22 protein-coding genes are annotated in these 23,914 nt (G+C 67.7%); 12 read left to right on the forward strand and 10 right to left on the reverse strand.

The annotated features are described in order from the left end of the window. Positions 1 to 38: 38 nt before the first annotated feature. Positions 39 to 536 carry an Hpt domain-containing protein gene (locus ACMYLB_RS14245; RefSeq protein ID WP_415907636.1) on the forward strand — a complete coding sequence of 166 codons (498 nt, stop codon included), beginning with the start codon at positions 39 to 41 and terminating at the stop codon, positions 534 to 536. Next, positions 514 to 1,047 (forward strand): DUF1573 domain-containing protein, encoded by a 534-nt coding sequence (locus tag ACMYLB_RS14250; protein ID WP_415911093.1) that lies wholly within the window; start codon positions 514 to 516, stop codon positions 1,045 to 1,047. Before ACMYLB_RS14245 ends, ACMYLB_RS14250 begins: the two co-directional genes overlap by 23 nt. A gap of 37 nt (positions 1,048 to 1,084) precedes the next feature. Here the strand turns inward: ACMYLB_RS14250 and ACMYLB_RS14255 are convergent, their stop codons facing one another. From ACMYLB_RS14255 to ACMYLB_RS14270, 4 genes are all read right to left on the reverse strand, one after another. Next, positions 1,085 to 1,834, reverse strand: coding sequence for a uracil-DNA glycosylase (locus ACMYLB_RS14255; protein WP_415907637.1), 750 nt, complete (start codon positions 1,832 to 1,834; stop codon positions 1,085 to 1,087). A 238-nt stretch (positions 1,835 to 2,072) separates the two neighbouring features. Next, entirely contained in the window at positions 2,073 to 2,678 is a 606-nt protein-coding gene (locus tag ACMYLB_RS14260; protein ID WP_415907638.1) for a riboflavin synthase, read from the reverse strand. A gap of 1 nt (position 2,679) precedes the next feature. Beyond that, positions 2,680 to 4,065 (reverse strand): PDZ domain-containing protein, encoded by a 1,386-nt coding sequence (locus ACMYLB_RS14265; RefSeq protein WP_415907639.1) that lies wholly within the window; start codon positions 4,063 to 4,065, stop codon positions 2,680 to 2,682. Beyond that, complete coding sequence (locus ACMYLB_RS14270; RefSeq protein ID WP_415907640.1) at positions 4,062 to 5,435, reverse strand: trypsin-like peptidase domain-containing protein; 1,374 nt, start codon at positions 5,433 to 5,435, stop codon at positions 4,062 to 4,064. Before ACMYLB_RS14270 ends, ACMYLB_RS14265 begins: the two co-directional genes overlap by 4 nt. Here ACMYLB_RS14270 and leuS point away from each other — a divergent pair, their 5' ends adjacent. The 8 genes from leuS (at position 5,436) to ACMYLB_RS14310 (ending at position 15,658) form a co-directional block, all read left to right on the forward strand. Further along, positions 5,436 to 8,009, forward strand: a complete 2,574-nt coding sequence (gene leuS, locus ACMYLB_RS14275; RefSeq protein ID WP_415907641.1) for a leucine--tRNA ligase — start codon at positions 5,436 to 5,438, stop codon at positions 8,007 to 8,009. A gap of 104 nt (positions 8,010 to 8,113) precedes the next feature. Then, positions 8,114 to 9,061: a FecR domain-containing protein gene (locus ACMYLB_RS14280; RefSeq protein WP_415907642.1), complete on the forward strand. Its 948-nt coding sequence runs from the start codon at positions 8,114 to 8,116 to the stop codon at positions 9,059 to 9,061. 70 nt (positions 9,062 to 9,131) lie between these two features. Then, entirely contained in the window at positions 9,132 to 10,208 is a 1,077-nt protein-coding gene (locus ACMYLB_RS14285; protein ID WP_415907643.1) for an outer membrane beta-barrel protein, read from the forward strand. Positions 10,209 to 10,212: 4 nt separating this feature from the next. After that, positions 10,213 to 10,833, forward strand: coding sequence for a polysaccharide biosynthesis/export family protein (locus ACMYLB_RS14290; RefSeq protein WP_415907644.1), 621 nt, complete (start codon positions 10,213 to 10,215; stop codon positions 10,831 to 10,833). A gap of 7 nt (positions 10,834 to 10,840) precedes the next feature. Then, positions 10,841 to 13,012, forward strand: a complete 2,172-nt coding sequence (locus ACMYLB_RS14295) for a GumC family protein (protein ID WP_415907645.1) — start codon at positions 10,841 to 10,843, stop codon at positions 13,010 to 13,012. A 117-nt stretch (positions 13,013 to 13,129) separates the two neighbouring features. Continuing rightward, positions 13,130 to 13,969 carry an LpxI family protein gene (locus ACMYLB_RS14300; RefSeq protein ID WP_415907646.1) on the forward strand — a complete coding sequence of 280 codons (840 nt, stop codon included), beginning with the start codon at positions 13,130 to 13,132 and terminating at the stop codon, positions 13,967 to 13,969. A gap of 76 nt (positions 13,970 to 14,045) precedes the next feature. Next, positions 14,046 to 14,513 (forward strand): bifunctional nuclease family protein, encoded by a 468-nt coding sequence (locus ACMYLB_RS14305; RefSeq protein WP_415907647.1) that lies wholly within the window; start codon positions 14,046 to 14,048, stop codon positions 14,511 to 14,513. Between the two features lie 23 nt (positions 14,514 to 14,536). Continuing rightward, a complete protein-coding gene (locus ACMYLB_RS14310) occupies positions 14,537 to 15,658 on the forward strand; it encodes a tRNA dihydrouridine synthase (protein WP_415907648.1) in 1,122 nt (373 codons plus the stop codon). A gap of 3 nt (positions 15,659 to 15,661) precedes the next feature. Here ACMYLB_RS14310 and ACMYLB_RS14315 read toward each other — a convergent pair whose 3' ends face one another. From ACMYLB_RS14315 to ACMYLB_RS14330, 4 genes are all read right to left on the reverse strand, one after another. After that, positions 15,662 to 16,114 carry a VOC family protein gene (locus ACMYLB_RS14315; RefSeq protein ID WP_415907649.1) on the reverse strand — a complete coding sequence of 151 codons (453 nt, stop codon included), beginning with the start codon at positions 16,112 to 16,114 and terminating at the stop codon, positions 15,662 to 15,664. Position 16,115: 1 nt separating this feature from the next. Further along, positions 16,116 to 16,655, reverse strand: coding sequence for a putative Fe-S cluster assembly protein SufT (sufT, locus tag ACMYLB_RS14320; protein ID WP_415907650.1), 540 nt, complete (start codon positions 16,653 to 16,655; stop codon positions 16,116 to 16,118). Between the two features lie 72 nt (positions 16,656 to 16,727). Continuing rightward, positions 16,728 to 17,660 carry a signal peptide peptidase SppA gene (gene sppA / locus ACMYLB_RS14325; protein WP_415907651.1) on the reverse strand — a complete coding sequence of 311 codons (933 nt, stop codon included), beginning with the start codon at positions 17,658 to 17,660 and terminating at the stop codon, positions 16,728 to 16,730. A 17-nt stretch (positions 17,661 to 17,677) separates the two neighbouring features. Further along, the gene (locus tag ACMYLB_RS14330; protein WP_415907652.1) at positions 17,678 to 18,565 is read right to left on the reverse strand and encodes a S49 family peptidase; all 888 of its coding nucleotides are present in this window, start codon (positions 18,563 to 18,565) and stop codon (positions 17,678 to 17,680) included. 167 nt (positions 18,566 to 18,732) lie between these two features. Here ACMYLB_RS14330 and ACMYLB_RS14335 point away from each other — a divergent pair, with 167 nt between their 5' ends. Beyond that, a complete protein-coding gene (locus ACMYLB_RS14335) occupies positions 18,733 to 20,214 on the forward strand; it encodes a TonB-dependent receptor (RefSeq protein WP_415907653.1) in 1,482 nt (493 codons plus the stop codon). Positions 20,215 to 20,271: 57 nt separating this feature from the next. On the opposite strand, the gene ACMYLB_RS14340 is transcribed toward ACMYLB_RS14335, so the two are convergent. Both ACMYLB_RS14340 and scpB read right to left on the reverse strand, forming a co-directional pair. Next, positions 20,272 to 21,315, reverse strand: coding sequence for a Gfo/Idh/MocA family protein (locus ACMYLB_RS14340; RefSeq protein WP_415907654.1), 1,044 nt, complete (start codon positions 21,313 to 21,315; stop codon positions 20,272 to 20,274). After that, positions 21,312 to 22,196 (reverse strand): SMC-Scp complex subunit ScpB, encoded by an 885-nt coding sequence (gene scpB, locus ACMYLB_RS14345; protein WP_415907655.1) that lies wholly within the window; start codon positions 22,194 to 22,196, stop codon positions 21,312 to 21,314. Before scpB ends, ACMYLB_RS14340 begins: the two co-directional genes overlap by 4 nt. Before the next feature lie 125 nt (positions 22,197 to 22,321). On the opposite strand from scpB, the gene ACMYLB_RS14350 reads away from it, so the two are divergent. Then, positions 22,322 to 23,914 carry a glucose-6-phosphate isomerase gene (locus tag ACMYLB_RS14350; RefSeq protein ID WP_415907656.1) on the forward strand — a complete coding sequence of 531 codons (1,593 nt, stop codon included), beginning with the start codon at positions 22,322 to 22,324 and terminating at the stop codon, positions 23,912 to 23,914.

Raw genomic sequence — 23,914 nt, forward strand, 5'->3', positions numbered from 1 at the left:
GCCTCGGGCGGCGAGTCGGATTCGATGAGCCCATCCCCATGGTCGAGCCCATCCTGAACCCCGAGGCGATCGCGGCGCTGCGCGCGGTTTCGCCGGACGACGGCGGCGCGTTTTTCACCGAGCTGATCGACATTTTCCTGCAAGACACCCCTCTGCGCATCAAGGAGTTGGAGGATGCCTTGGCCACCGGCAATGTCCCGCTCGCCACGCGGGCCGCGCACAGCATCAAGGGCAGCGCCGGCAACTTCGGCGCCAGCGGCTTGGCGGCCGTCGCGCTGGAAATGGAGACCGCCGCCAAGGCCGGCCAGCTCGCCGCGGTCGCCGCCCGGCAGTCCGCCCTCGCCCAACAGTTCGCGCTCGTGCGCGACGCTCTCCTCCCCTTCGCTCCGCTTGAAACCGCTCCGCTTCGCCCTCGCCGCGCTGCTTGGCGCTTCCCTCACCGCCGCCGCGTCCGCCGCGCTGACCTGGACCTCCACGGAATTCTCCGGCGCGACCAAGCCGCTGCAGAAGACGCTGGAGGTTGCCTTCGCGTTTAAGAACACCGGCGCCAGGCCCGTCGCGATCCGCGAGGTCCAGGTGAACTGCGACTGCATGTCGGCGGCGGCGGACAAGCCGGTCTATCAACCCGGCGAGACCGGTGTCGTGAACGCCCGCTTCACCGTCGGCGACCGCATCGGCGTCTACCAGCGGAGCGTGGTCGTGCTCACCGACGACGGCACCGCGCCCCAACGCCTGCACGTCGAGATCAACGTGCCGGAGCTGGCCGCCGTGACGCCGCGCGTGCTCGACTGGAACACGGGCGCCGCCGCGGACGAGAAGATCGTCGACGTGGCCGTGAACCCCGACCTGAAGATCGTGTTCGACGAGGTGTTCGTCTCCGCCACGTCCTTCGAGGCGCGCCTCGCCACCGTCGAAGCCGGGCGCCGCTATCGTCTCTTCATCAAGCCGACCGCGACGGCGGAGGCCGCCAGCGCCGCCATCCGCGTTCGCGGCAAGGCCGACACGGGCGACGTCGTGGTGGTCAGCGCCTACGCCAACGTCCGCTGAGCCGCGGCGTTCCTCTCCCCCGCGTGGCGCGACCGGATCAACCGGTCTTGAAGTAGCCGCGCTGCTTGTCGGAGATCGGCATCCCCGCCTTCTCCATCACGGCGAGCAAATCCTCCCAGGCGTCGCGCTTGATCTTCAGCGCCGCCTCGCTGCGCAGGCCTTCCTGGCGCAGCAGATACGAGGGATGGTAGGTCGCACGCAGCGGAATGCCGTTGTAGGCATGCCACGAGCCGCGCGCCGCGCCCATGGTCTTGAAGCGATCCGCGCCGAGCAGGCCGTCGACGGCGGTCTTGCCCAGCGCGACGAGCACGCGCGGCTGGATGATGTCGATCTGCGCGCGGATGAACGGCAGGCAATACGCCATCTCGTCGAGCGTCGGCGGACGGTTGCCCGTCTGGAAGCCGTCGGGCGAACGCGCGCCCATCTCCGGGCGCCAGTTCAGGATGTTGCCGATGTAAACCTGCGAGCGCTCGAGGCCCATGGCCTTGATCATGCGGTTGAGCAGCTGGCCGGCGCGCCCGACGAAGGGTTCGCCCTGCTCCTCTTCGTCGGCACCGGGCGCCTCGCCGATGAACATCACCGTCGCGTCCAGGTGACCGACGCCAAAGACCACTTTCTTGCCGGCATAGACGCGCGCCTGGCACGTCGCGTCGTTGAGCACGATGTCGCGCAGCGCGTTCCAGCGCGCGGCCTTGTCCCCCTCCGGCAAGGTGAACGGCGGCGGCGTGCCCAGGCTCGACGCCGCGCTCGCCGGCACGATGCGCGGTGGCGGCGGCGGGGCGAACACCGGCAGCGCAGCGCTGCGCGGCGCCTCCGCCGCCGTCGCAACGGCGGCGGGGGCGCGGACTCCTCCAGCGCTCCCGCGGCCGCCGCGCTCGCCGCCGGGGTGCCGAGCTCCGCGCGGGCCACTTCGACCGCGCGACGCAGTTCCGCGACGCTCGCCTCGCTGACCACGACCGTGCGGCTGCCTTCCGCCTTCAGGCGGCGCAGCTCATCGGTGAGCGCAAGGAGGTGTTCGCGGACGTTCATGCGGAAGCGGGCAGGCGTGCGGCGATCAGTTTCTCCACGTATTTGCCGAGGAGGTCGAACTCGAGATTCACGCCGCTGCCCACGCGCTTCTCGCGCAGGTTCGTCACCGCCAGGGTGTGCGGGATGAGCCACACGGCGAGGGCGTCGCCGTCGACTTCGGCGACGGTGAGCGAGATCCCGTCGATGGCGATGCTGCCCTTGTGGATCAGGTAGCGGCCGCTGCCGGCGGGGGCCCGGACCTTCAGGTAATGGTCGGCGCCGCGCTGCTCGAAGATCTCGACGCGGCCGAGCGTGTCGATGTGGCCGCTGACGAAGTGCCCGCCCATGCGTCCCTGCGGCAGCAGGCTGCGCTCGAGGTTCACGGCCGCGCCGGGCTTCAGTTCGGCGAAGCTGGTCAGGCGCACGGTCTCCTCGAGCAGGTCGAACCAGAGGTGGCCCGCGTCGTGCCGCACGACGGTGAGGCAGCAGCCGTTGACGGCCACGCTGTCGCCGAGCTTCACGTCGCTGGGAACGAGCGACGCGGAGAGGTGGAGCGACCACGCTTTCGCGCCGCGGGTGAAGGAGACGACCTGGCCTGTTTCTTCGACGATTCCGGTGAACATCTTAGTTGAGCTTTACGCGGAGCACTTGCGTCTCTCCGCCGCGGCGCGTGAGCAACACGAATTCCGCGCGCGCTTTGTCATTCTCGACCGCCGCCAGCTTGTCCACCACTTCGGCGTAGGTGTGGACCTCAGTGCCGTCGATCTCGCGGATCCAGTCGTCGGGCCGCAGACCGGCGTTCGCCACCGGGCTGTTCGGGCGGACGAAGTTCACTACCGCGCCGCCCATCTCGGCGGCCTTGGCCCGCTGCGCGACCAGGTCGGCGGTGACGAACTCGCGCGCGGTGAAGCCGAGGCGCTCGAAATAGCGGCGCGCGGCCTCGCGCACCATCTTGGGCTCCTCCCCCAGCGTGACCTTCAGGTCGTGCTTTTCCGCGCCGCGCAGCACGGTGAGCGTCATGACGTCGCCGGCTTTCCGCTTCAGCACCTCCTGGCCGAAATAGCCGATCACGCTGCGATCGGGCCGGAGGCGCGGCAGGGCCTGGCCGTCGATCGCGAGCACGATGTCGCGGTCCTGCAGGCCGGCCTTCGCCGCCGGGCTGTCCTCGAGGATGTCGCTGACCACGAGGCCGGACTGGCGTTCGAGCTTGAGCAGTTTCGCCACGTCGGGATCGACCGGCTGCAGGCCGTAGATGCCGATCGAGGTCACCGGCCGGCCGTTCGGCGAGGCGGGCACGCGATGGAGGTAGGGCATGAACTCGTTCGCGAGCAGGACGACGCTGCTCTCGTCGGCGTTCACCAGCATGACCGGCGTGCCGTGCTGCGTGCGGGAGAAGAGCAGGTAATTTTGCCCGAACGAGCTCAGGGTCAGGCCGACAAGGCGCCCGCTGGCGTCGAAAACCGGCAACCCGGGTGCGCCGAGGTCGTGGGCGGTGAGCGCGGTCTTGTTCGGGAGCGTGGTGATCATCGCGACGTGCGAGCTGAGCGCGTAGGGCTTGAAATCCTCGTCCTTGCCGCGAAGACCGAGGCCCCAGAGCTCGGTGCCGAGGGGCGGCTCGGGCGCGGGAGCGAAGGCCGTGATCGGCTTCAGCTTCGCGCGCAATCCGTCGGACGCGCGCACGAAGTGGAAGCCCGTGAGCTCGTCCTGGCCGAGATAGGTGGCGGGCGTCGACTCGTCCTGCTCGGGCAGGTAGACCTTGAAGTCCTTCAGCTGATCGACCGCAAGACCGCTGGGGATGTTGGCCCCCGGGATGATGATCGTGCCCTGATCGTCGACGACGGTGCCGGCAATCGTGACCTGCCGCCGCTCGATCTCGGTCTGGATCGTGAACTCGACGGCCACGATCGACCGCAGGCGCTCCGGCAGGAGCGCGGCGAGGTCGGTGGCGAGGGCGTGGAGCGTGAACGTGACGGCAACGAAAGCCGCGGCGAGGCGGCGGGAGGTGATCATGGCTTGAAAACGTAGAGCGCGATGCGGCGGTTGCGCTGGGCCTCGACCAGGACGGGCTCGGGCTTGGCCTCGTAGGCGGCGTGCAGCTCCTTCAGGCGCGCGAGGTCGCGGATGGTCTCGCCGCCGACCTTGGTGATGATGTCGCCGCGGGCGATGCCGGACTGCGCCGCCGGGTAGCCGGGCTGCACGCCGATGACGAGCACGCCGCTGTCGTCCGTCAGCTGGTTTTCGCGCGCGTAGGCGCGCGAGACCTTGCGGACGCTGAGGCCCCATTTCTCGAACGCCCACTCCTCGCCCACGCGGCTCTCGAGCTTCTCCGTCGTCGCGTTGAGCGACAGCGTCTGCGCGCCGCGCTTCACCCCGAGTTTCACGACGGAGCCGACGGGAAGGCTGGCGATGAGATTCTGGATCGGCGGCAGCTGCTCCGGGAAACGCCCGTCGAGCTTCGTGCCGTTGAGCGAGAGGATGATGTCGCTCGGGCGCACGCCGGCGCGCGCCGCGGGCGAGCCGGGGTCGACGCTGTCGACGAGCAGGCCGGTGTTGGCCGCGAGCGAGTAGAAGCGCTCGAGGTCCTGCAGCTCGCGCGGGCGGATGCCGAGGTAGCTGCGCGTGATGCTGCCGTTCTTCACCAGGCCCTCGGCGACGCGCTGGGCGACGGCGGAGGGGATGGCGAAGCCAAGGTTGTCCGCGCCCATGTAGGTGCGCGAGTTGATGCCGACGACCTTGCCGTCCTCGGTCACGAGCGGGCCGCCGCTGTTGCCGGGGTTGATGGCGGCGTCCGTTTGCAGCCAGGTGTTGAACGAGCCGGTCTCGTAGCCGCGCACGGCGCGCGAATCCTCGAAGTAGCGGCGGTTGTTCGAAATGATGCCGCGCGTGACGGTGCGCGTGAGGCCGTGCGGCGTGCCGACGGCGTAGACGGTCTGGCCGGGATAGAGCGCGTCGCTGTCGCCGAAATCGGCGTGGGTGAAGCTGAGCTTGCGCGCCTTCACCTCGGCCATGTCGAGGCGGATGACGGCCAGGTCGGTCCAGTGGTCCCAGCCGACCAGCTTGGCCCCGACGCGCTCGAGGCTGGCGAGCGTGACGGAAATCTCGACGGCCTGCGGGCTGGCGACGTGGGCGTTGGTGAGGATGAGGCCGTCGGCGGAGATGATGACGCCCGAGCCGATGCCGCGTTCGGTGCGCTTCGTGCCCTCGTCGAAGGTCGTCTCCGTCACGTCGATGCGCACGACGGCATCGAGCAGGCGCGTGAACCCGCGGCTGACGCCCGCGGCCGCGGCGACCGGGCCCGCCGCGAACAGAAACCCGGCCGCGAGAACGACCGGGAGGATGATTGACGGTAATGGTGAATGTCGCACAGTGACGGATTTCACGTGAAGCCTACTGATTGCACCGACTACGACTTTCTCAAGATTGAGCCGCATTGGCAGTCAATCTGGGAGCAGACGCGCCCGTTTCGAGCCGAGAATGGCTCCTCGAAGCCGAAATACTACGTGCTCGACATGTTCCCCTACCCGTCCGGCGCGGGCCTGCACATCGGCCACCCCGAAGGCTACACCGCCACCGACATCCTCGCCCGCTACAAGCGCGCCAAGGGCTTCAACGTCCTCCACCCGATCGGCTGGGACGCCTTCGGCCTGCCCGCCGAGCAGCACGCGGTGAAGACCGGCACGCACCCGGCCTCGAACACGCAGAACAACATCACGAATTTCCGCCGACAGATCAAAGCGCTCGGCTTCTCCTACGACTGGGAGCGCGAGGTCGACACGACCGACCCGAAATACTTCCGCTGGACGCAGTGGATTTTCCTCCAGCTCTTCAAGAAGGGCCTCGCCTACGTCGACGAGCGACCGGTCTGGTGGTGCCCGGAACTGCGCACCGTCCTCGCCAACGAGGAAGTCATCGACGGCAAGTCCGAGGTCGGCGGCTTCCCCGTCGAGCGCAAGAATCTCCGCCAATGGGTCCTGCGCATCACGGCCTACGCGGAGCAATTGCTCGACGGCCTCAAGGACGTCGACTGGCCCGACTCGACCAAGCGCATGCAGGAGGCCTGGATCGGCCGCAGCGAAGGCGCCGAGGTCTTGTTCAAGCTGGAGGACGCCGCGCTCGGCGACCTGAAGATCTTCACCACGCGTCCCGACACGCTCTTCGGCTGCACCTACATGGTGCTCGCGCCCGAGCACCCGCTCGTGCCCGGCCTCACCAAGGACGCGCAGCGCGCTGAAGTGGAAGCCTACCGCAAGGCCACCGCCTCGAAGAGCGACGTCGACCGCATGTCCGACGCCGCGAAGGAAAAGACCGGCGTCTTCACCGGCAGCTACGCCATCAATCCCGTCAACGGCGCGCGCGTGCCCGTCTGGATCGCCGACTACGTGCTCATGGGCTACGGCACCGGCGCGATCATGGCCGTGCCGGCGCACGACGAGCGCGACTACGAGTTCGCGCAGAAGTATCACCTGCCCACGCCGCGCGTCATCGCCGCCACCGACGGCAGCGACACCCTCCCCCACACCGGCGACGGCAAGCTCATCAACTCGCCCGGCTACGACGGCCTCAACTGGGAGGACGCGAAGAAGAAGATCACCGCCGACCTCGCGGCCAAGGGCATCGGCAAGGGCACGGTGAACTACAAGCTCCGCGACTGGCTGTTCTCGCGCCAGCGCTACTGGGGCGAGCCTTTCCCGATCGTGTGGGTCGGCGCCGACGACTACGCGCGCGCCGCGAAGCTGCGCCGCGACCTGCCGACGCAGCCCGTGACGTTCGTCGAGAACGGCACCACGCTTTTCGCGCTGCCGCTCCCGGAGACGGCGCTGCTCCTGCAGCTGCCCGACGTGCAATCGTATTTGCCCAGCGGCACCGGCGAGAGCCCGCTCGCGAACGTCCCTGAGTGGCTCGAGATCTGGCTCAACGCCGAGACCGGCGCCGCCGTGCCCGCGTCGCAGCCGAAGCCCGCCGGCGAGGCCTGGGTGCGCGGCCGTCGCGAGACGAACACGATGCCGCAGTGGGCCGGCTCGTGCTGGTATTACCTGCGTTACCTCGACCCGCAGAACGCCCAGACGTTCGCGGGCCAGGACGCGCTGAATTACTGGGGCGTGCCCGACCTCTACGTCGGCGGCGCCGAGCACGCGGTGTTGCACCTGCTCTACGCGCGCTTCTGGCACAAGGTGCTCTTCGACCTCGGCGTCGTGCCGCAGGCCGAGCCGTTCAAGAAACTCTTCCACCAGGGCATCATCCTCGGCGAGGACGGCGTGAAGATGTCCAAGAGCCGCGGCAACGTGGTCAATCCGGACGACATCATCCGCACCTACGGCGCCGACACGCTGCGCCTCTACCTGATGTTCCTCGGGCCGCTCGAGGCGATGAAGCCGTGGAACCCGAAGGGCATCGAGGGCGTGCACCGTTTCCTCCGCAAGTTCTGGCGCGAGTGCATCGGCGAGGACGGCAAGCTGAACAGCCGCGTCTCCGACGCCGCCGCCCTCACCGCCGACACCGAGAAAATCCGCCACGAGACGATCAAGAAAGTCGGTGAGGATCTCGACGCGATGCGGTTCAACACCGCGATCTCGCAGATGATGATCTACCTGAACGCGCTCCAAAAAGAGCCGGCGCTCCCGCGCGCGGCGTTGCTGGAGTTCGCCCAGATGCTGGCGCCGTTCGCGCCGCACCTCGGCGAGGAGCTCTGGTCGCGCCTCGGCGGAACGGGCACCGCCATGGAGGCCACTTGGCCCCGGTTCGATGCCGCCAAATTGGTCGCGGACGCGATGACGATCGTGTTTCAAGTGAACGGCAAACACCGCGGCGACGCTCAGGTCCCTGTGGCCAGCTCCGAGGCCGATCTGATCAAGATTGCCCAAGAGCATCCCAAAGTGGCGCCGCATGTCGCCGGCAAGGCGCTGAAACGCACCATTTACGTGAAGGGCAAGCTCTTGAACCTGCTTGTTGGATAGCGTCTTAGGCGCATAAAAACTTTCGGTTTAAAGCTTGATGTAGGGTTAACACCCTATTTATTGACAGCTATCGAGCTTTAGCCCGATCCCGAAATTCCTGCGCCATGAAAACACTCTACCGCCTCCTTGCCGCCGCGACGATCCTCGCCGTCGTCGCCGCGCCGTCCGCGTTTGCCCAACGCCAGCTCGGCAAGAAGAAGGGGCCGACGAGCAAGCTGTTCCTCGCCGAATCGGTCGGCGAAGGCAACATCACCACCGAGGGCAAGTCCCACACCGCGAAGCAGGCCACCGCCTTTGACGCGCCCGGCACCGTGATCGAGACGGGCAAGGACTCGCACCAGGCGTTCGTCTACTCCAACGGCACCGGCATGCTGGTCGACGAAAACACCCGCGTGGAAGTCGACCGCTTCGTGCAGGAGCCCTTCCGGCCGGATCGCGAAAAGAGCACCGAGACGGAGCCGTCCATCTCCCAGAGCGACGTCTTCGTGTCGCGCGGCCAGGTCAACATCTGCACCAGCCAGCTCGTGTCGGGCTCGACCATGAACTATTCCACGCCGAACGCCTCGGTGAACATCCGCGGCGGCAAGGTCGCCGTCTCCACCAACGGCTCCGAGTCCACCATCTACCTCCTCGACGGCGACATCACCGTGCGCACGGGCGGCAAGGACACCGGCGGCACCCTCCTCCGCCCCGGCGAAAAGGCGACGATCCGCCCCGGCCCGCCGGGCCGCCCGCCCATCGTCACGGTGGCTCCGATCGAGCCCCAAATGATGCCCACGCTCGACGACAAGGTCAGCGCGGCCTGCGCGGCGAAGAAAACCGTCTCGTTCGAGACGATCGAAACCAAGGCCCAGTTCGGCGCCGAGGGCGAACCGCAGCAGAACACCACGGGCTCGGGTGACACCCCCGCCGCCAGCAACACGCCGGGCAACACCGGCAGCACGGGCACGACGGACACGCCGACGGAGGAGATCGTCGCGACGCCCACCACCCCCGCCAATCTCCCCACCAACATCACCGTCAGCCCCGACCGCCTTCCGGGCGGGCAGTGAGCCTCCGTCACCAGTGCCGCTCCGTTCCCTCCGCCGTCTCGCTCCCCTTTGCGTCCTCGCTCTGCTGCTCATGCCGCCGAGCGCTTTCGCGCTGCTCAACATCGACGGCACCCGGAACCAGGTCTTCGTCTTCGGCAATCTGACCTTCGCCTACGACTCGAACATCTTTTCCGCGGCGAAGGACGAGTCGGGCGACTACATCTACAGCGCCACCGTCGGCCTCGAGCTGAAGCGCCGCGCCGGCATCATCGCGGTCAACGCCAAGGCCGTCTTCGACCGCCAGGAATTCCAGAAAAACAAGACCCAGTCCGCGTGGAACCCGACCTTCTATCTTGAGTTCAACAAGACCACCGGCCGCACCACCGGCGCGTTCACGATCAATGCGTTTCGCTCCTCGCGGGCCGACAGCGCCGTCAACCTCCGCACGCAGACCTGGAACTTCCCGCTCGGGTTGAACGTCAAGTATCCGATCAACGACAAATTCTACGTCACCTCCACCAGCGGCTACCTGAAACGCAGCTACACCGACGGCTCGGGCCTGCTCAACTACACCGACTACAGCGAGGGCCTCGACCTGCTCTACGTCTTCACCTCCAAGTCCGACCTCTCCCTCTCCTACCGCATCCGCGTCGGCCAGACGACCCTCGACACCACGACCGACCAGTCGCTGATGTTCGGCCTCGTCAACCAGATCATCCCCAAGGTCAACGGCGCCGTCCGCGTCGGCCTCCAGCGCCGCACGATCGACAAGACCGGCACCTCCTTCTCGCAGATAACGGTCGCCTCGGACGTGACGTGGACCGTCACCCGCAAGCTGAACGTCAAGGGCGTCGCGATGCGCGACTTCAGCACGACCGCCGTCGGCGGCTCCGTCGACTCCATCACCGGCCAGCTCAACGCCGCTTACGACTTCAGCCGCAAATACCAGGCGAACGGCGGCCTCGGCTACGGCCGCAACCGCTTCCTCGACGGCACCACGCAAGGCCGCCGCGACGAATTCTTCACCTGGGACGTCGGCTTCTCCGTCAACTGGAGCGAGCACCTCCGCGCCAGCTTCTCCTACAACTACCTTCACAACTGGTCCACGCTCAGCTATTCGGATTTCGAACGCACGGGCTACTCGCTGGACATTTCCTCCCGTTACTGACGCCATGAAAACGCTCCTGCGGTTCACGTTCCTCTCCCTCGCCCTCGGGCTGGCGGGCGCGCTGTTCGCGCAAATCAACCCGGCCGACGCCAAGAAGGCCTACGTCCACCGCCTCCAGCTCGCCGATCGCGTCCGCGTGGCCATCTACCAGGAAGACGATCTCACCACGCTCGCCCGCATCGACGCCCGCGGCATGGTCAACCTCCCCCTCATCCAGGAGATCTCCATCGGCGGCCTGACCGTCGTCGAGGCCCAGCAGGTCATCGAGAAAGCCTACCGCGACGGCCGCTTCCTCCGCGCGCCCCAGGTCACGGTCAGCGTCGAGGAATACGCCCCCCGCGAGGTCTCGATCCAGGGCCAGATCCGCAACCCCGGCCGCTACCCGCTTCCGACCGAATCCACCTTCACGGTCTCCGAACTCGTCACCAAGGCCGGCGGCATCACCGATATCGGCAAGGGCACCGCGGTGAACATCACCCGTATCCTCCCCGACGGCACGAAGAAGATCTTCACCGTCGACGTCGACAGCCTCATCAAGGGCAAGAAGGGCGACGGCAAGATCGACGACAACAACCTCCTCCTCCTGCCCGGCGACGTCGTCTACGTGCCCGAGCGCCTGATCTAATTCCTCCATGTCCTCCCCTCTCGCCGCTCCGCCGCCGGACCAGAAGAAACCGTCCTCGCTTCACGGCAACGAAGAGCAGGTCGTCGAGCGCCGCACGCTCCGCGATTACTACATCATCCTGCGCGAGCGCCTCTGGATCGCTCTCCCCGTCGCCCTCCTCGTCTCCGTCTCCCTCGGCTACTACCAGGCTCAGGAGACGCCGATGTATGCCGCCGCGGCCACCATGCAGTTCGAGCGCCCCGAGCGCGTCGTCCTGAACGAGCAGGTCGTCGACCCGACCGTCCGCTCCGAAATCGATCTCAACACCTACATCCGCATCCTCGAGAGCGGACGCCTCCGCTCGATGGTGGTGCAATCCCTCACCCCCGAGGAGGTGCAGAAGCTCCAGCGCCCCTACCTAAAGGAATCGCCCGGCTCCACGCCTCCGCCCGCGGGCAACTGCGTCGGCGGCATCAGCATCCAGTCGCTGCGCAACAGCTTCCTCATCTCGGTCAACGTCACGAACCGCGACCCCGACGGCGCCGCCATCATCGCCAACGCCTACGTGAAGCAGTTCATGCGCTACCTGATCGAGAACGTCGGCGGCAAAAACGAATACGCCATCGACTATCTCAAGACGCGCGCCGAAGACCTCCGCCGCGAATCCGAGGCCGCCGAGACCCGCCTCCAGGAATACAAGCGCAAGAACAACCTCGTTTCCCTCTCCGCCAGCGTCGACATCGTCGCCGACCGCCTCAAGTCGATCAACGCCGAGCTCACCCGCGTCCGTCTCGAGCGCCTCAACCTCGAGGTCGTGCTCAAGCAGATCGAGCGCATGAAGGCCGATGGCAGCAATCTCCTCGAGATCCAATACATCGCCTCCTACGGCACGATCCCCTCCCTCAAGGCCCAGCTCGCCGAGCTCACCAAGCAGCAGTCCGTGCTGAGCGAGCGCTACCTCGAGCGCCACCCGAAGATGATCGACCTCGCCAACTCGATCGACGTCCTCAATCAGCAGATTCAGAAAAACATCGAGCAGGCGATCGCCGACCTGAACACCCAGTTCGCCAAGATCCACGACTCCGAGGCCTCCTTCGAGCGGGAATACAAGGTCGCCGAGAACGACCAGCTCCGCCTCGGCGAGCTCTCGGTCGAGTTCAAGTCGCTCGAGAACCAGGCCGCCGTCGCCAAGAACAACTACATCCAGATCCTCGACCGCCTCAACCAGACCACCACCTCGAAGAACCTCGAGAACATCCCGGTCAAGCCGCTCGACGCCGCCGTCCCGCCCGGCGGCCCCTACACGCCCAACATCCGCAACATCGTCAAGACCTGCGCCGGCCTCGGCTTCGTGGTCTTCGCCGCCGTCGCCGTCGGCCTCAGCTTCCTCGACGACCGCGTCAAGAGCGCCTGGGACATCGAGGGCTTTATCGGCGTCAACCTCCTCGGCATCATCCCCGAGCTCGCCGACATCCCCGAGGGCGAGAAGCACAACCTCGTCACGAGCAACAAGACCTCCCCGGGCTCCGAGGCCTTCCTCAGCGTCTACAGCTCGGTCAAGATCCAGTCGAAACTCGACTTCCCCAAGTCGATCCTCGTCACCTCCACCATCCCCGGCGAGGGCAAGACGATGATCTCGTGCAACCTTGCCGCCTCGTTCGCCCGCCACGGCAAGCGCGTGCTCCTCATCGACTGCGACATGCGCCGCCCGATGCTGCACCGCCACTTCAAGCTCACCAACGAGACCGGCCTCATCGCCTGGTTCGAGGCCGGCGCCAAGATTCCCGACGATCCCGTCTCCGACCCGACGCTGGGTCTGACCAAGGTCGACGAGAACCTCTTCCTCCTCCGCTCCGGCGGCCGCTCCAAGAGCCCGACCGAGCTGCTCGAAAACCCGATCTTCGGCCAGTTCATCGAGTCGCTCAAACACCACTTCGATCTCGTCGTGATCGACTCGCCGCCGATGGGCGCCGTCACCGACTCGCTGCTCATCTCCGCGCACACCGACGAGGTGATCTACGTCTGCCGCTTCAACCGCGCCTACCGGAAACACATTCGCCTCTACATCAAGTCGCTCCGCGACGGCAAAAACGAGCTGCTCGGCGTCGTGCTCAACGGCCTCTCGCCGCGCCGCATCGAGTATTACTCGAACTACCGATACTACCGGAGCTACAAGAAATACTACGGCTCGCAGTCGTAGCGCCGCCCCCCCTTTCTTTGCCTGCGAAGCCGCGTCGCGAGACGCGGCTTTTTTCTTTGGCGACACGCCCGCAACTTCCCGCTTTCGTCCCCCTTCGCCCTCGCCCACTCTGCCGCCGTGCTCTCCGCCTTCCTGCCGCCGAACTTCGATGCCCGCCGCCCGGTCGCGCTGATCGCCGGCCGCGGCCATTATCCGCTGTTCACGGCCAACGCCATCCGCGCCGCCGGCGTGCCCCTGCGCCTGATCGCGATCGAGGAGGAAACCATGCCGGAGCTGTTCCACAGCGTGCCGGCCGCCGAGCGCATCGAGGTCAACGCCGGCCAGCTGGGCAAAATGCTCGGCGCCCTCCGCGACTTCGGCGCCGGCTACGCGATCATGGCGGGCCAGGTGAAGCCCAAGCGCCTCTTCCACGGCCTCACGCCCGACCTGAAGGCCGCGCAAATCCTCTTCTCGCTCAAGCGCCGCAACGCCGAGACCATCTTCGGCGCCATCGCCGCGGAGATCGAGAAGCTCGGCCTCACCCTCCTCGACGCCCGCGCCTTCATCGACGCCCACCTGGCTCACGTCGGCCCGATGACGGGCAAGAAGCTTCCCGTCGACCGCGAATACCTCGACCACGGCATCCACATCGCCCGCGAGATCGCCCGCCTCGACATCGGCCAGGGCTGCGTCGTCCGCAAGGGCACCGTGCTCGCGGTCGAGGCCTTCGAGGGCACGGACGAGATGCTGCGGCGCGCCGGCACTTTCAAGACCGACGAGACGCTCTTCGTGAAGGTCGTGAAGGAAAAACAGGACTTCCGCTTCGACGTCCCCGTCTTCGGCCTGCGCACCCTCGAGACCATGCGCGAGGCTGGCCTCGCCGCCGCCGCCCTCGAGGCGGGCAAGGTCATCGTCCTCGACAAGCCCGCCGTCCTCGCCCAGGCGAAGACCTGGGGCATCTCGCTCTACGGATTCTGATCGCCCCCGGCCGCGGGGACCGGCCGACACCCTCGCCGCTCTTGCACTTTGCCGGCCCGCGCGCACATTCGCGCTCATGAGTGATGTCGTCGAAGTCGGAATCAAAGGCCTGATGCCCACGGCCAACGGCTGCGCCGTGTTCCTCGGCAACGACGAGAAGACCTTCGTCATCTACGTCGACCCGAGCGTCGGCAGCGCGATTTCGATGACGATCAACAACGTCAAGAAGGAGCGCCCGCTCACGCACGACCTCATCGGGCACCTCTTCCTCGGCTTCGGCATCAGCCTCGAGCGCGTCCTCATCAACGACGTCAACGAGGGCACCTACTTCGCCCGCATCATCCTCACGATGCAGAACGAGCTCGGCCGCAAGATCCTCGAGCTCGACTCGCGCCCGAGCGACTCGATGGTGCTCGCGCTCCAGCAGAAGCGCCCGATTTTCGTCTCCCAGCGCGTGTTCGACGCCGTCGAGGACATGACCGAGATCCTCGAGCGCGTCCTCAAGCAGCAGAAGGAAGAGCAGTCCGGCGAGGAGGACCAGTAGGCCGTTTCCGCCCGACTCCGCGCATGACTCCCGCCGCGTCCACGCCTCACGACGGCGACGCTTCCCGCGTCAGCCGCCCGCCCCTGCCGGCGCCGATCGTCCCCGGCCAGCCGCTCACCGCGCTGGCCCCGATGCAGGACGTCACCGACCTGCCCTTCATGCGCCTGATGGCGCACTACGGCGCGCCCGACTACTTCTTCACCGAGTTCTTCCGCGTCCACGCCCAGTCGCGCCCGGAGAAGCACATCGTTCGTTCCATCACCGAGAACCAGACCGGACGCCCCGTCTTCGCCCAGCTCATCGGCGAGGAGATCAGCCACATGGTCCGCACGGTCCGCGAGCTGATCAAGCTCCCCGTCGCCGGCATCGACCTGAACATGGGCTGCCCCGCCCCGAAGATCTACAAGAAGAACGTCGGCGGCGGCCTCCTCCGCGACCCGGCGAAGATCGACGAGCTCCTCGGCGCCCTCCGCGACAGCGTGCCCGGCCTGTTCACGGTGAAGATGCGCATCGGCTTCGACTCGACGGACAACTACCGCCGCGTCCTCGACCTCGTGGCCCGGCACCGCGTCGACCTCCTCAGCGTCCACGGCCGCACCGTCAAGGAAGGCTACCGCAGCGACGTGCACTACGATTTCATTGCTGAAGCCGCGCGCACCGTGCCCTGTCCCGTGCTCGCCAACGGCAACGTCACCTCCGCCGCCCGCGCCGCGGCCGTGCTCGCCGAGACCGGCGCCGCCGGCGTGATGATCGGCCGCCACGCCATCCGCAATCCGTGGATCTTCCGCCAGACGCGCGAGCGCCTCGCCGGGCAGACGCCCTTCGCTCCCACCCTCCGCGACGTCCACGGCTACATCGCGCACCTCTACCGCGAGACGCAGCAGCCCGACATCCCCGAGGCGGCCCACGTCGCGAAGATGAAGAAATATCTCAACTTCGTCGGCCAGTCCGTCGATCCGCAGGGCGCCTTCCTCCACGACATGCGCCGCGCCATGAACGAGGCCGAGCTCTTCGCCGTCTGCGACCGCCACCTGCTCGCCGAGCCCGACCGCCCGTTCGCCGACGAACCCTTCGCCGGCGTCATCGCCCGCCCGAACTGCGAGACCCCGAACGCGAGCTGCTCGCTCGACACGATCACGGCGTGACGCTCACGCGTCCCACGCCTGCAACTCCACGAGATTGCCCTCGGGATCGCGCATGTAGGCCCAGGTCACGCGCCGCGCGCCCGCCGCCGTCGTGACCACCTCGCCGTGCGGCGAGCCGCCGCCCGCAAGCACCGCCTGCCTCGCCGCCTCCACGTCGGGCACCGCGAACGCGATATGGCCGAACCCCACGCGATTCGGCGTCGCCGGCAGGCCGGGCGCGTTCTCGTCGTAGGAAAATATCTCCAGCGTCGGCCCGTTCTCGCCGTGCCCGGGCAGGCGCAGATGCGCCCCGCGCAAGCGCGCGCCCTTCAGCGCCGTGCCGCGCTCGAGCGCGTCGCCGTGCAAGTCCCGCTCCGGACCGGTCGGCACGCAGCCGAACACCTCCTGGTAGAACCGCGCCAGCCGGCGCCAGTCCGCCGCGACCAGGTTGACGTGACCGAATCGCACGCCGCTCATGTCACTCCAGCCCGAGCGTCTTGCGCCCGACGTCCGAGATCATCTGCGGCGTCCACTGCGGATCCCAGACGATGTGCACCTTCGCCGCTTCCACCGTCGGCAGCGCGGCGATCTTCGCGCGCGCATCCTCCGCGATCACCGGGCCCATGCCGCATCCGGGCGCCGTCAGCGTCATCTTCACCTCCACGCTGTGGCCGCCGGTCGCCGTCTTCTCCACCGCCAGGTCGTAAACCAGTCCGAGATCGACGATGTTCACCGGGATTTCCGGGTCGAAGCAGGTCTTGAGCGTGTCCCACACCGCCTGTTCGCTGAACTCGCCCGCGACGGGCGCGGGCGCCGCCGCCGCCGGCGCGGTGAAGCCGCCGATGGCGTCCGCGTGCTCGCGGGCAATGCGGAAAAGCCCCTGCTCCGTGCGCACCGTGACGTTGCCGCCGAGCGTCTGCGTGATGAAGACGTTCAGGCCCGACGGCAGCGTGATCTTGTCGCCAGCGGGGATGACCGTCGCCGGCGTGTCGCGGAGGAGCGTGTGCACTTCGTTCATGCGCTCCCGACCATGCACGACCTCCCGCTCAGCGCAACAGCGCTGTCGGGCCCGCGGACGCGCGGGCGCGCGTCACTGCAGGTTCAGGTTGAACGGCAGGCGCGCATAGATGCCCTGCGGGTCGTTGTAGCGCGTGAGCTCCTGCAGTTCCGCCGTCGCCTGCTGGATGAACACCCCGAACGGCCCCTTCACCGCCTGCTCGCGCCGGTGCTCGTTCAGCGCCTCCGACAGCGCCTCGGCAAACTGCTTCTTGCGCGGCAACTCGACGACCCGGAACTTGTCGCCCAGGTTCGCCTTCTGCGCAGCGTATTTGATCGCGTCCTGCAGGCCGCCGATCTCGTCGACCAGCCCGAGCGCCTTGCCCTCGGTGCCGGACCACACCCGGCCCTGCGCGATCTCGCGCACCTTGGCGAGGTCGAGCTTGCGCGACTCGGCGACCTTGCCGGTGAACTCCTCGTAGATCCAGTCGACCATGCGCTGGAAGAGCGCCAGCTCCTCGTCGGTCTTCGGGCGCACGATCGTGGCCGCGTCGGCGAATTTGCCCGTCTTCACCGTGTCGAAAGTCAGGCCGAGCTTGTCGTTCGCGAGCCCCTGGACGTTGGGGAACATGCCGAACACGCCGATCGATCCCGTGATCGTCGACGGCTCCGCGAAGATGTGGTCGCCGTAGGTCGAAATCCAATAGCCGCCGGACGCCGCGAGCGAACCCATCGACACGATGACCGGCTTCTTCTCCCGCGTGAGGCGCACCTCGCGCTGGATGACTTCCGAGGCGGACGCGCTGCCGCCGGGGCTGTTCACGCGCAGCACAACGGCCTTCACGCTGTCGTCGAGCCGGAGCTGGCGGAGCTGACGGGCGACCTTGTCGCCGTAAACCGTGTGCTCGTCGTTGCCGTCGCCGTCGACGATCGTGCCTTCGGCATAGACGATCGCGAGCTTGCCCTTGCCGCCGAGCTCGACCTTGCCCGCGTCGGTGCGGCGCGCCACGAGGCCGTCGCCGCTCACGAGCTTGGCATAGTCCTTCAGCGCGACCTGCTTGAACGTCTCGCGTCCCCCTTGCGGCCGGTGTCAGCCTTCAGGTCCTCGAGCACCACGTCCCAATACGCCACGCGGTCGACCAGCTTCGCCGCGAGCGCGGCCGGGCCCCGCAGGATGCCCTCGCTGTCGACCGCCTTCTGCACCGTGCCGGCGGCGAGGCCGCGGCTGTGCTCGATCGCGCCGACGAGGTCCGTCCAGACGTCGTCGAGCAGCTTCTGAGTCTGCGCGCGGTTCTCGGGACTCATGTCCTTGCGCGTGAAAGGCTCGACCGCGGACTTGTATTTGCCCACCCGCGTCACCTGCACGCCGATGCCGAATTTCTCAAAGGCTCCGGCAAAGAACATCGGCTGCGAAGCGAGGCCGGGCATCATCACCGCGCCGTAGGGATCGAGGGTGATCTGGTTCGCCACCGAGGCCACATAGTAGTCGCGGGTGCCCGCGTAGCTGAGGTAGGCCTTCACTGGCTTGCCCGACTTGCGGAAATCCGCCAGCGCCTCGCGCACCTCGCGCAGCGCCGCAAAACCCGAGCCGTAGTTCGCCGCCGCGATCTGCCCGCGCACGAAGACGCCCGCGATGTCCGGGTCCGCCGCCGCCGCCTGGAGCGAGCGCGTGACCTGCCGCAGCTGGAGATTGCGCGCCGCGTGTCCGCCGAAGGCCTCGGCGAATTTCTCCAGCCCTTCCATCTGCTCGGGCGAGTCCTGGATGTTCGCCGACAGGTCGAGCACCAGATACGAGCCGTGCTCCACGCTCACCTTCTTCTCGCCCATCGACGCGAGCACGCCGACGAAGATGAAAAACACCACAACCGCGCCGAAGCAGAAGACCAGCAACGCCGTCAGCGTCGCGAAAAATGCCGTGAAGAAGTTCTTCATGCTCGCGAAGCTAGACCACGCGTCCGCCCTCGCCAGCGAAAAGCGTTCTCAGGCAATCAACTGGGACGAGCGGACGCGTCGCTCCACCAGCGGCGGGCCCCGTCCCGCGCCCGCCGTCATTCTTTCCCTTGTGCCGGCGGGCCCGTGTCATACCTTGGCCGTCCCCCATGAGCAGCGAGAAGAAAGAACTCCTCACCACGAACCGAAAGGCGCTGACGATCAATCTCGACGGCACGCGCTATGGCACGATCGCCGAGATCGGCGCCGGTCAGGAGGTCGCCCGCGTGTTCTTCCAGGCTGGCAGCGCCTCCGGCTCGATCGCCAAGACCATGTCGGCCTACGACATGACCTTCAGCGACGCCATCTACGGCAAGGCCCCGCGCTACGTCTCGCGCGAGCGCCTGCAGACGATGCTGCACCACGAATACGCCCTGCTCAAGGAGCGCCTCTCCGACAAGCGCGGCGACCGCACGCGCTTCTTCGTCTTCGCCAACACCGTCGCCGCCAAGTCCGCCAAGGTCGCCGACGGCCACGGCTGGCTGGGCATCCGCTTCCAGCACGAACCGCTCGCCGAGCCGAGCGAGATCATGATCCACGTGCGCATGTGGGACAAAAAGAACGTCCTCCAGCAGGAGGCGCTCGGCATCGTCGGCACCAACCTCATCTACGCCGCCTTCTACTACCTCGACGACCCAGAGCAGCTCATCACCTCCCTCGCCGACAACCTCGGCACGGATCGCATCGAGGTCGACATGCTGAAGCTCACCGGCCCGGCCTTCCGCCACGTCGACAACCGCCTGCTCGCGCTCTACCTGGTGAAACACGGCCTGACCAACGCCGTGCTCTTCTCCCCCGGCGGCGAGATGCTGCAGCCCTCCGAGGCCTTCTACAACCGCCCTGTGCTCGTCGAGCGCGGCAGCTTCCGCCCCGTCACCCACGTCAACGTCGACATGCTCAACTGCGCCACCGCGCAGTTTCTCCAGGAGCCGACCGTCAAGGGCAAGGACATCGTCGTGCTCATGGAGATCACGATGAACAATCTCCTCGCCGACGGTGAGCTCGACATCGCGGACTTCCTCTCGCGGGTCGACATGCTCGGCCACATCGGCTTCACCGTCCTGATCTCGAACTACTCCGAGTTCTACCGCCTCTCCACCTACTTCCGCCGCTACACGAAGGAGATGATCGGGATCGCGCTCGGCATCAACACGCTCCTCGAGATCTTCAACGAGAAGTATTACGAGCACCTCGAGGGCGGCATCCTCGAGTCGATGGGCCGCATGTTCCGCCACGCCGTGAAGCTCTACGTCTACCCGATGCGCGCCGGGGCTTCCGCCCGGCTCGTCACCGCCGGCACCGCGCCGCAGGAATGCGCCGGCACCGCGCCGAGCGAGCTCATCACCGCGAAGAACGTCCACGTCGCGCACCACCTGCGCTACCTCTACCGCCACCTGCTCGAGAACAACGCCATCGACTCGATCAACGGCTTCAACGAGGCCTACCTCGCGATCTTCTCCCGCGACGTGCTGCGCATGATCAAGGAAGGCGATCCGGCCTGGGAAACCCTCGTCCCCGCGCGTGTCGCCGCCGTGATCAAGTCCCGCCAGCTGCTCGGTTACGCGCCCAAACCCGCGGTGACCGGCGCCTGAGAAGCGGCGGCAATCGCACCGCGCGCCCGGCGGGCCGCGACATGCCGGGCGGAATTCCTATTCCGGCAAGGTCGTCCGCGTCCCGCCGCGGCTCCACGACTCCCACACGGCGTCCGTGAACGCCATGTAGCGCCCGCCGCTCGCGAAATCCGTCAGCCGGACCGGTTTCCCCTCGCGGATGCTGTCCACGAAGTCGGCCTCCACGCGCCATTCCCCGCGCCGCGCCGGCTCGATCGCCACCCGCTGCTCCGGCTGCCCGCGCGCCGCGAACCACAGCTCGCCGGCCGCGAAATCCGCGCGCACCGCACCCTCGCTGCCGTTCACGCGGATCTCGTTCCGCGGCGCGCTCGTCTCGACGCCGCTCAGGTGCATGACGAGTCGCGCACCGTCGGCGTAGCGGCCGGACACCGTCACGCTCTCCGGAATCTTCACGTCGTGCGCCACGCCGTGCTCGTCCCGGCGCACGGGCGTGAACACCGCCGCGTCGGCGACGACGCTCTCGGGGTCGCGTCCGAGCCAGCGCCGCACCATCTCGTAGAAAATCCCGAGGAAGAGCGTGTTCTTACCGCTCAGCGCGAAATCCTGCCGCCAGCTGAACGGCGCCGCCGGATTCGCCAACGCCCCGTGGGTGAAGGTCGCGTGCACCTCGCGCACCGCGCCGAGTTTCCCGTTTTCCAGCCAATCGATCACGGTCGCGTCGAACGGCAGCGAGAACGGCGCCGGCACGATCTGCGCGACCAGGTGCGGATGCCGGCGGGACTCCGCCAGCATCGCCTGCGCCTCGGCGAAGTCCCGTGCCATGCGCGCCTCCGTCAGGACATGCTTGCCCGCGCGCAACGCCGCGATGGAGAGCTCGGCGTGCAGGTAGGGCCAGGTGCCGATCACGACCGCGTCGATCTCGCCGGAGCCCACGATCTCCCGCCAGTCGGCGGCGACCCGCGGGATGCCGAACTCCTGCGCCACGCGCTCGCCCGAATCGCGCGAACGGTTGGCCACCGCGACGATCTCGACGCCGGGGATCGCCCGCAGCAGCGGCAGGTGTTTCGCGCGCGTGTTCGCGCCGGCTCCGATGACGCCGACCCGAATGCGCGCCGCGCTCATCCCTCGACCTTCGGTTCCTCGGCCGCCGGGGCTTCGCCGCCGCCATCGGCGGCCACCACCGGGGCCTGGTCGAGCGTCATCTGGCTCGGCTGTGTCTCGTCGAGGCCCATGTCGCCGTCGCTCGCCGGGCGCGGATTGTTGGAAGTGTTCAGCCACGCGTCGATCTGGCGGGGCGACAGCACGTCGGAGGCGGGCAGCTCGTCGAGCGACTTGATGCCGACGAACTCGAGGAACGCGTCGGTGGTGCCGAACTGCGTCGGCCGTCCCGGCAGGTCGGCGCGGCCCACGACGTAGATCAGGTCGCGTTCGAGCAGCTTGGCCAGGCCGGCCTCGGCCGACACGCCGCGAATCTGCTCGATCTCGGCGCGCGTCGTCGGCTGGCGATACGCGATGACCGCGAGGGTCTCGATCGCCGACGCCGTGAGGCGGACCGGCGGCGGTTCGTTGCGGAGGAGCCGCACCCAGCGGGCGTAGCGCGGGTGCGTCACCAGGCGCCAGCCGCTGTGGCTCTCCACCAGCAGCACCTCGCTGTTGCCGGCCTGCAGTTCCCGGGAAATCTCCTCCATCGCCTCGCGGATCTGCGCGGTCGTGATGAGCGACGGCACGTCGCGGTAAACCTCGTCCTCCTCCGCCGGCGGCACCACGGCCTCGGCGGCCTCCGCAGCCGGGGTCTCGGCCGGCGCGGCCGCCTCCGCCTCCGCGGCGGGCGCGCCTTCGCCCTCCGTCGCCGGCGCGGCCTCGGCCTCAGGCTCACCCTCGAAGGGCAGGCTCTCCGCCTGCTCGTGGAACCGCGTGAAGGCGGTCTGGATGTCTTTCACCGCGAGCGGTCCGTTCGAGGCGAACAGCATCACTTTCAAAACGCGTTTGAGATCGAAGGCCATTGTTGCCTCCGAGTGAGGGTCGCCCCGCGCGGGCTGACAATCCCGAATTGCTGACACACCTCGGCCGCCTGTGACGCTTTTCCGGCTAGCCGCCCTGCCCGCCCGCGACTACCTCTGGAACCCTCATGAGCTGGGACCGCTTCAAGTCACTCTACTTTCACGCACCGAAGCTCGGCTTCGGCCTCGACATCTCCCGGATGCCGTTCCCCGACGGCTACCTCGACGCGATGGCCCCGCGCCTCGCCAAGGCCTTCGCCGACATGGCCGCCCTCGAGCAGGGCGCCATCGCCAACCCCGACGAGAACCGCATGGTCGGCCACTACTGGCTGCGCAACGCCGAGCTCGCGCCCACACCCGAGCTGAAGGACGCCATCGTCCGCACCGTCGACGCGATCAAGGAGTTCGTCGCCGCCGTCCATGCCGGCGACATCGCCCCGCCCTCCGGCGGCAAGTTCAAGGACCTCCTCGTCGTCGGCATCGGCGGCTCCGCCCTGGGCCCGCAGCTGGTCAACCACGCCCTCGGCCGCCCGAACGGCCGCCGCGACAAGATGCGCGTCACGTTCTTCGACAACACCGATCCCGACGGCATGGACTACGTCCTCGCCGAACTCGGCTCGCGCCTGAAGCAGACGCTCGTGGTCGTCATCTCCAAGTCCGGCGGCACCGTCGAGACGCGCAACGGCATGCTCGAGGCCGCCGCGGCCTTCAAGGCGGCCGGCCTCGATTACCCGAAACACTTCGTCGCCGTCACCGGCGAAGGCTCGAAGCTCGACCAGATCGCGCATAAGGAAGGCTGGCTCGCGCGCTTCCCCATGTGGGACTGGGTCGGCGGCCGCACCTCCGAGCTCAGCGCCGTCGGCCTCCTGCCGGCCGCACTCCAGGGCATCAAGATCGACCAGATGCTCGCCGGCGCCGCCGCGATGGACGAGCTCACGCGCAAGCCGAAGCTCCGCGACAATCCCGCCGCGCTCCTCGCGCTGACGTGGTATTGGGCCACCGACGGCAAGGGCGCCAAGGACATGGTCGTGCTCCCCTACAAGGACCGCCTGCTGCTCTTCTCCCGCTACCTCCAGCAACTCGTGATGGAATCGCTCGGCAAGGAATTCGACCTCGCCGGCAACGTCGTCAACCAGGGCATCGCCGTCTACGGCAACAAGGGCTCCACCGACCAGCACGCCTACGTCCAGCAGCTCCGCGAGGGCGTGAGCAACTTCTTCGTCACCTTCATCGAGGTGCTGAAGGACCGCAGCGGCACCGCGCTCGAAGTCGAGGCCGGCGGCGTCACCAGCGGCGACTACCTGCAGGGTTTTTACCTCGGCACGCGCGACGCGCTCTCCGAGAAGGACCGCCACTCGATCACCGTGACCGTCGCCGACGTCTCGCCGAAGACCCTCGGCCTGCTCATCGCCCTCTACGAGCGCGCGGTCGGCCTCTACGCCTCGCTCGTCGGCATCAACGCCTACCACCAGCCCGGCGTCGAGGCGGGCAAGAAGGCCGCCACCGCCGTCATCGCCCTCCGCGGCAAGATCGTCGCCGCGCTCCAGGCCGCCCCCGGCCAGGCCTTCACGGTCGACGCCCTGGCCGAGATGATCGGCGAGAAGGCCAAGGCCGAGCTGATCTTCAAGGTCCTCGAACACCTCGCTGCCAACCCCGGCAACGGCATCGCCAAGACGGCGAAGAAGCCGTGGTTCGAGAGCACCTACGCCGCGGGCGCGTAA

Source organism: Oleiharenicola sp. Vm1 (genome assembly GCF_047777955.1).
In the GTDB taxonomy this organism is placed as follows: domain Bacteria; phylum Verrucomicrobiota; class Verrucomicrobiia; order Opitutales; family Opitutaceae; genus Didemnitutus.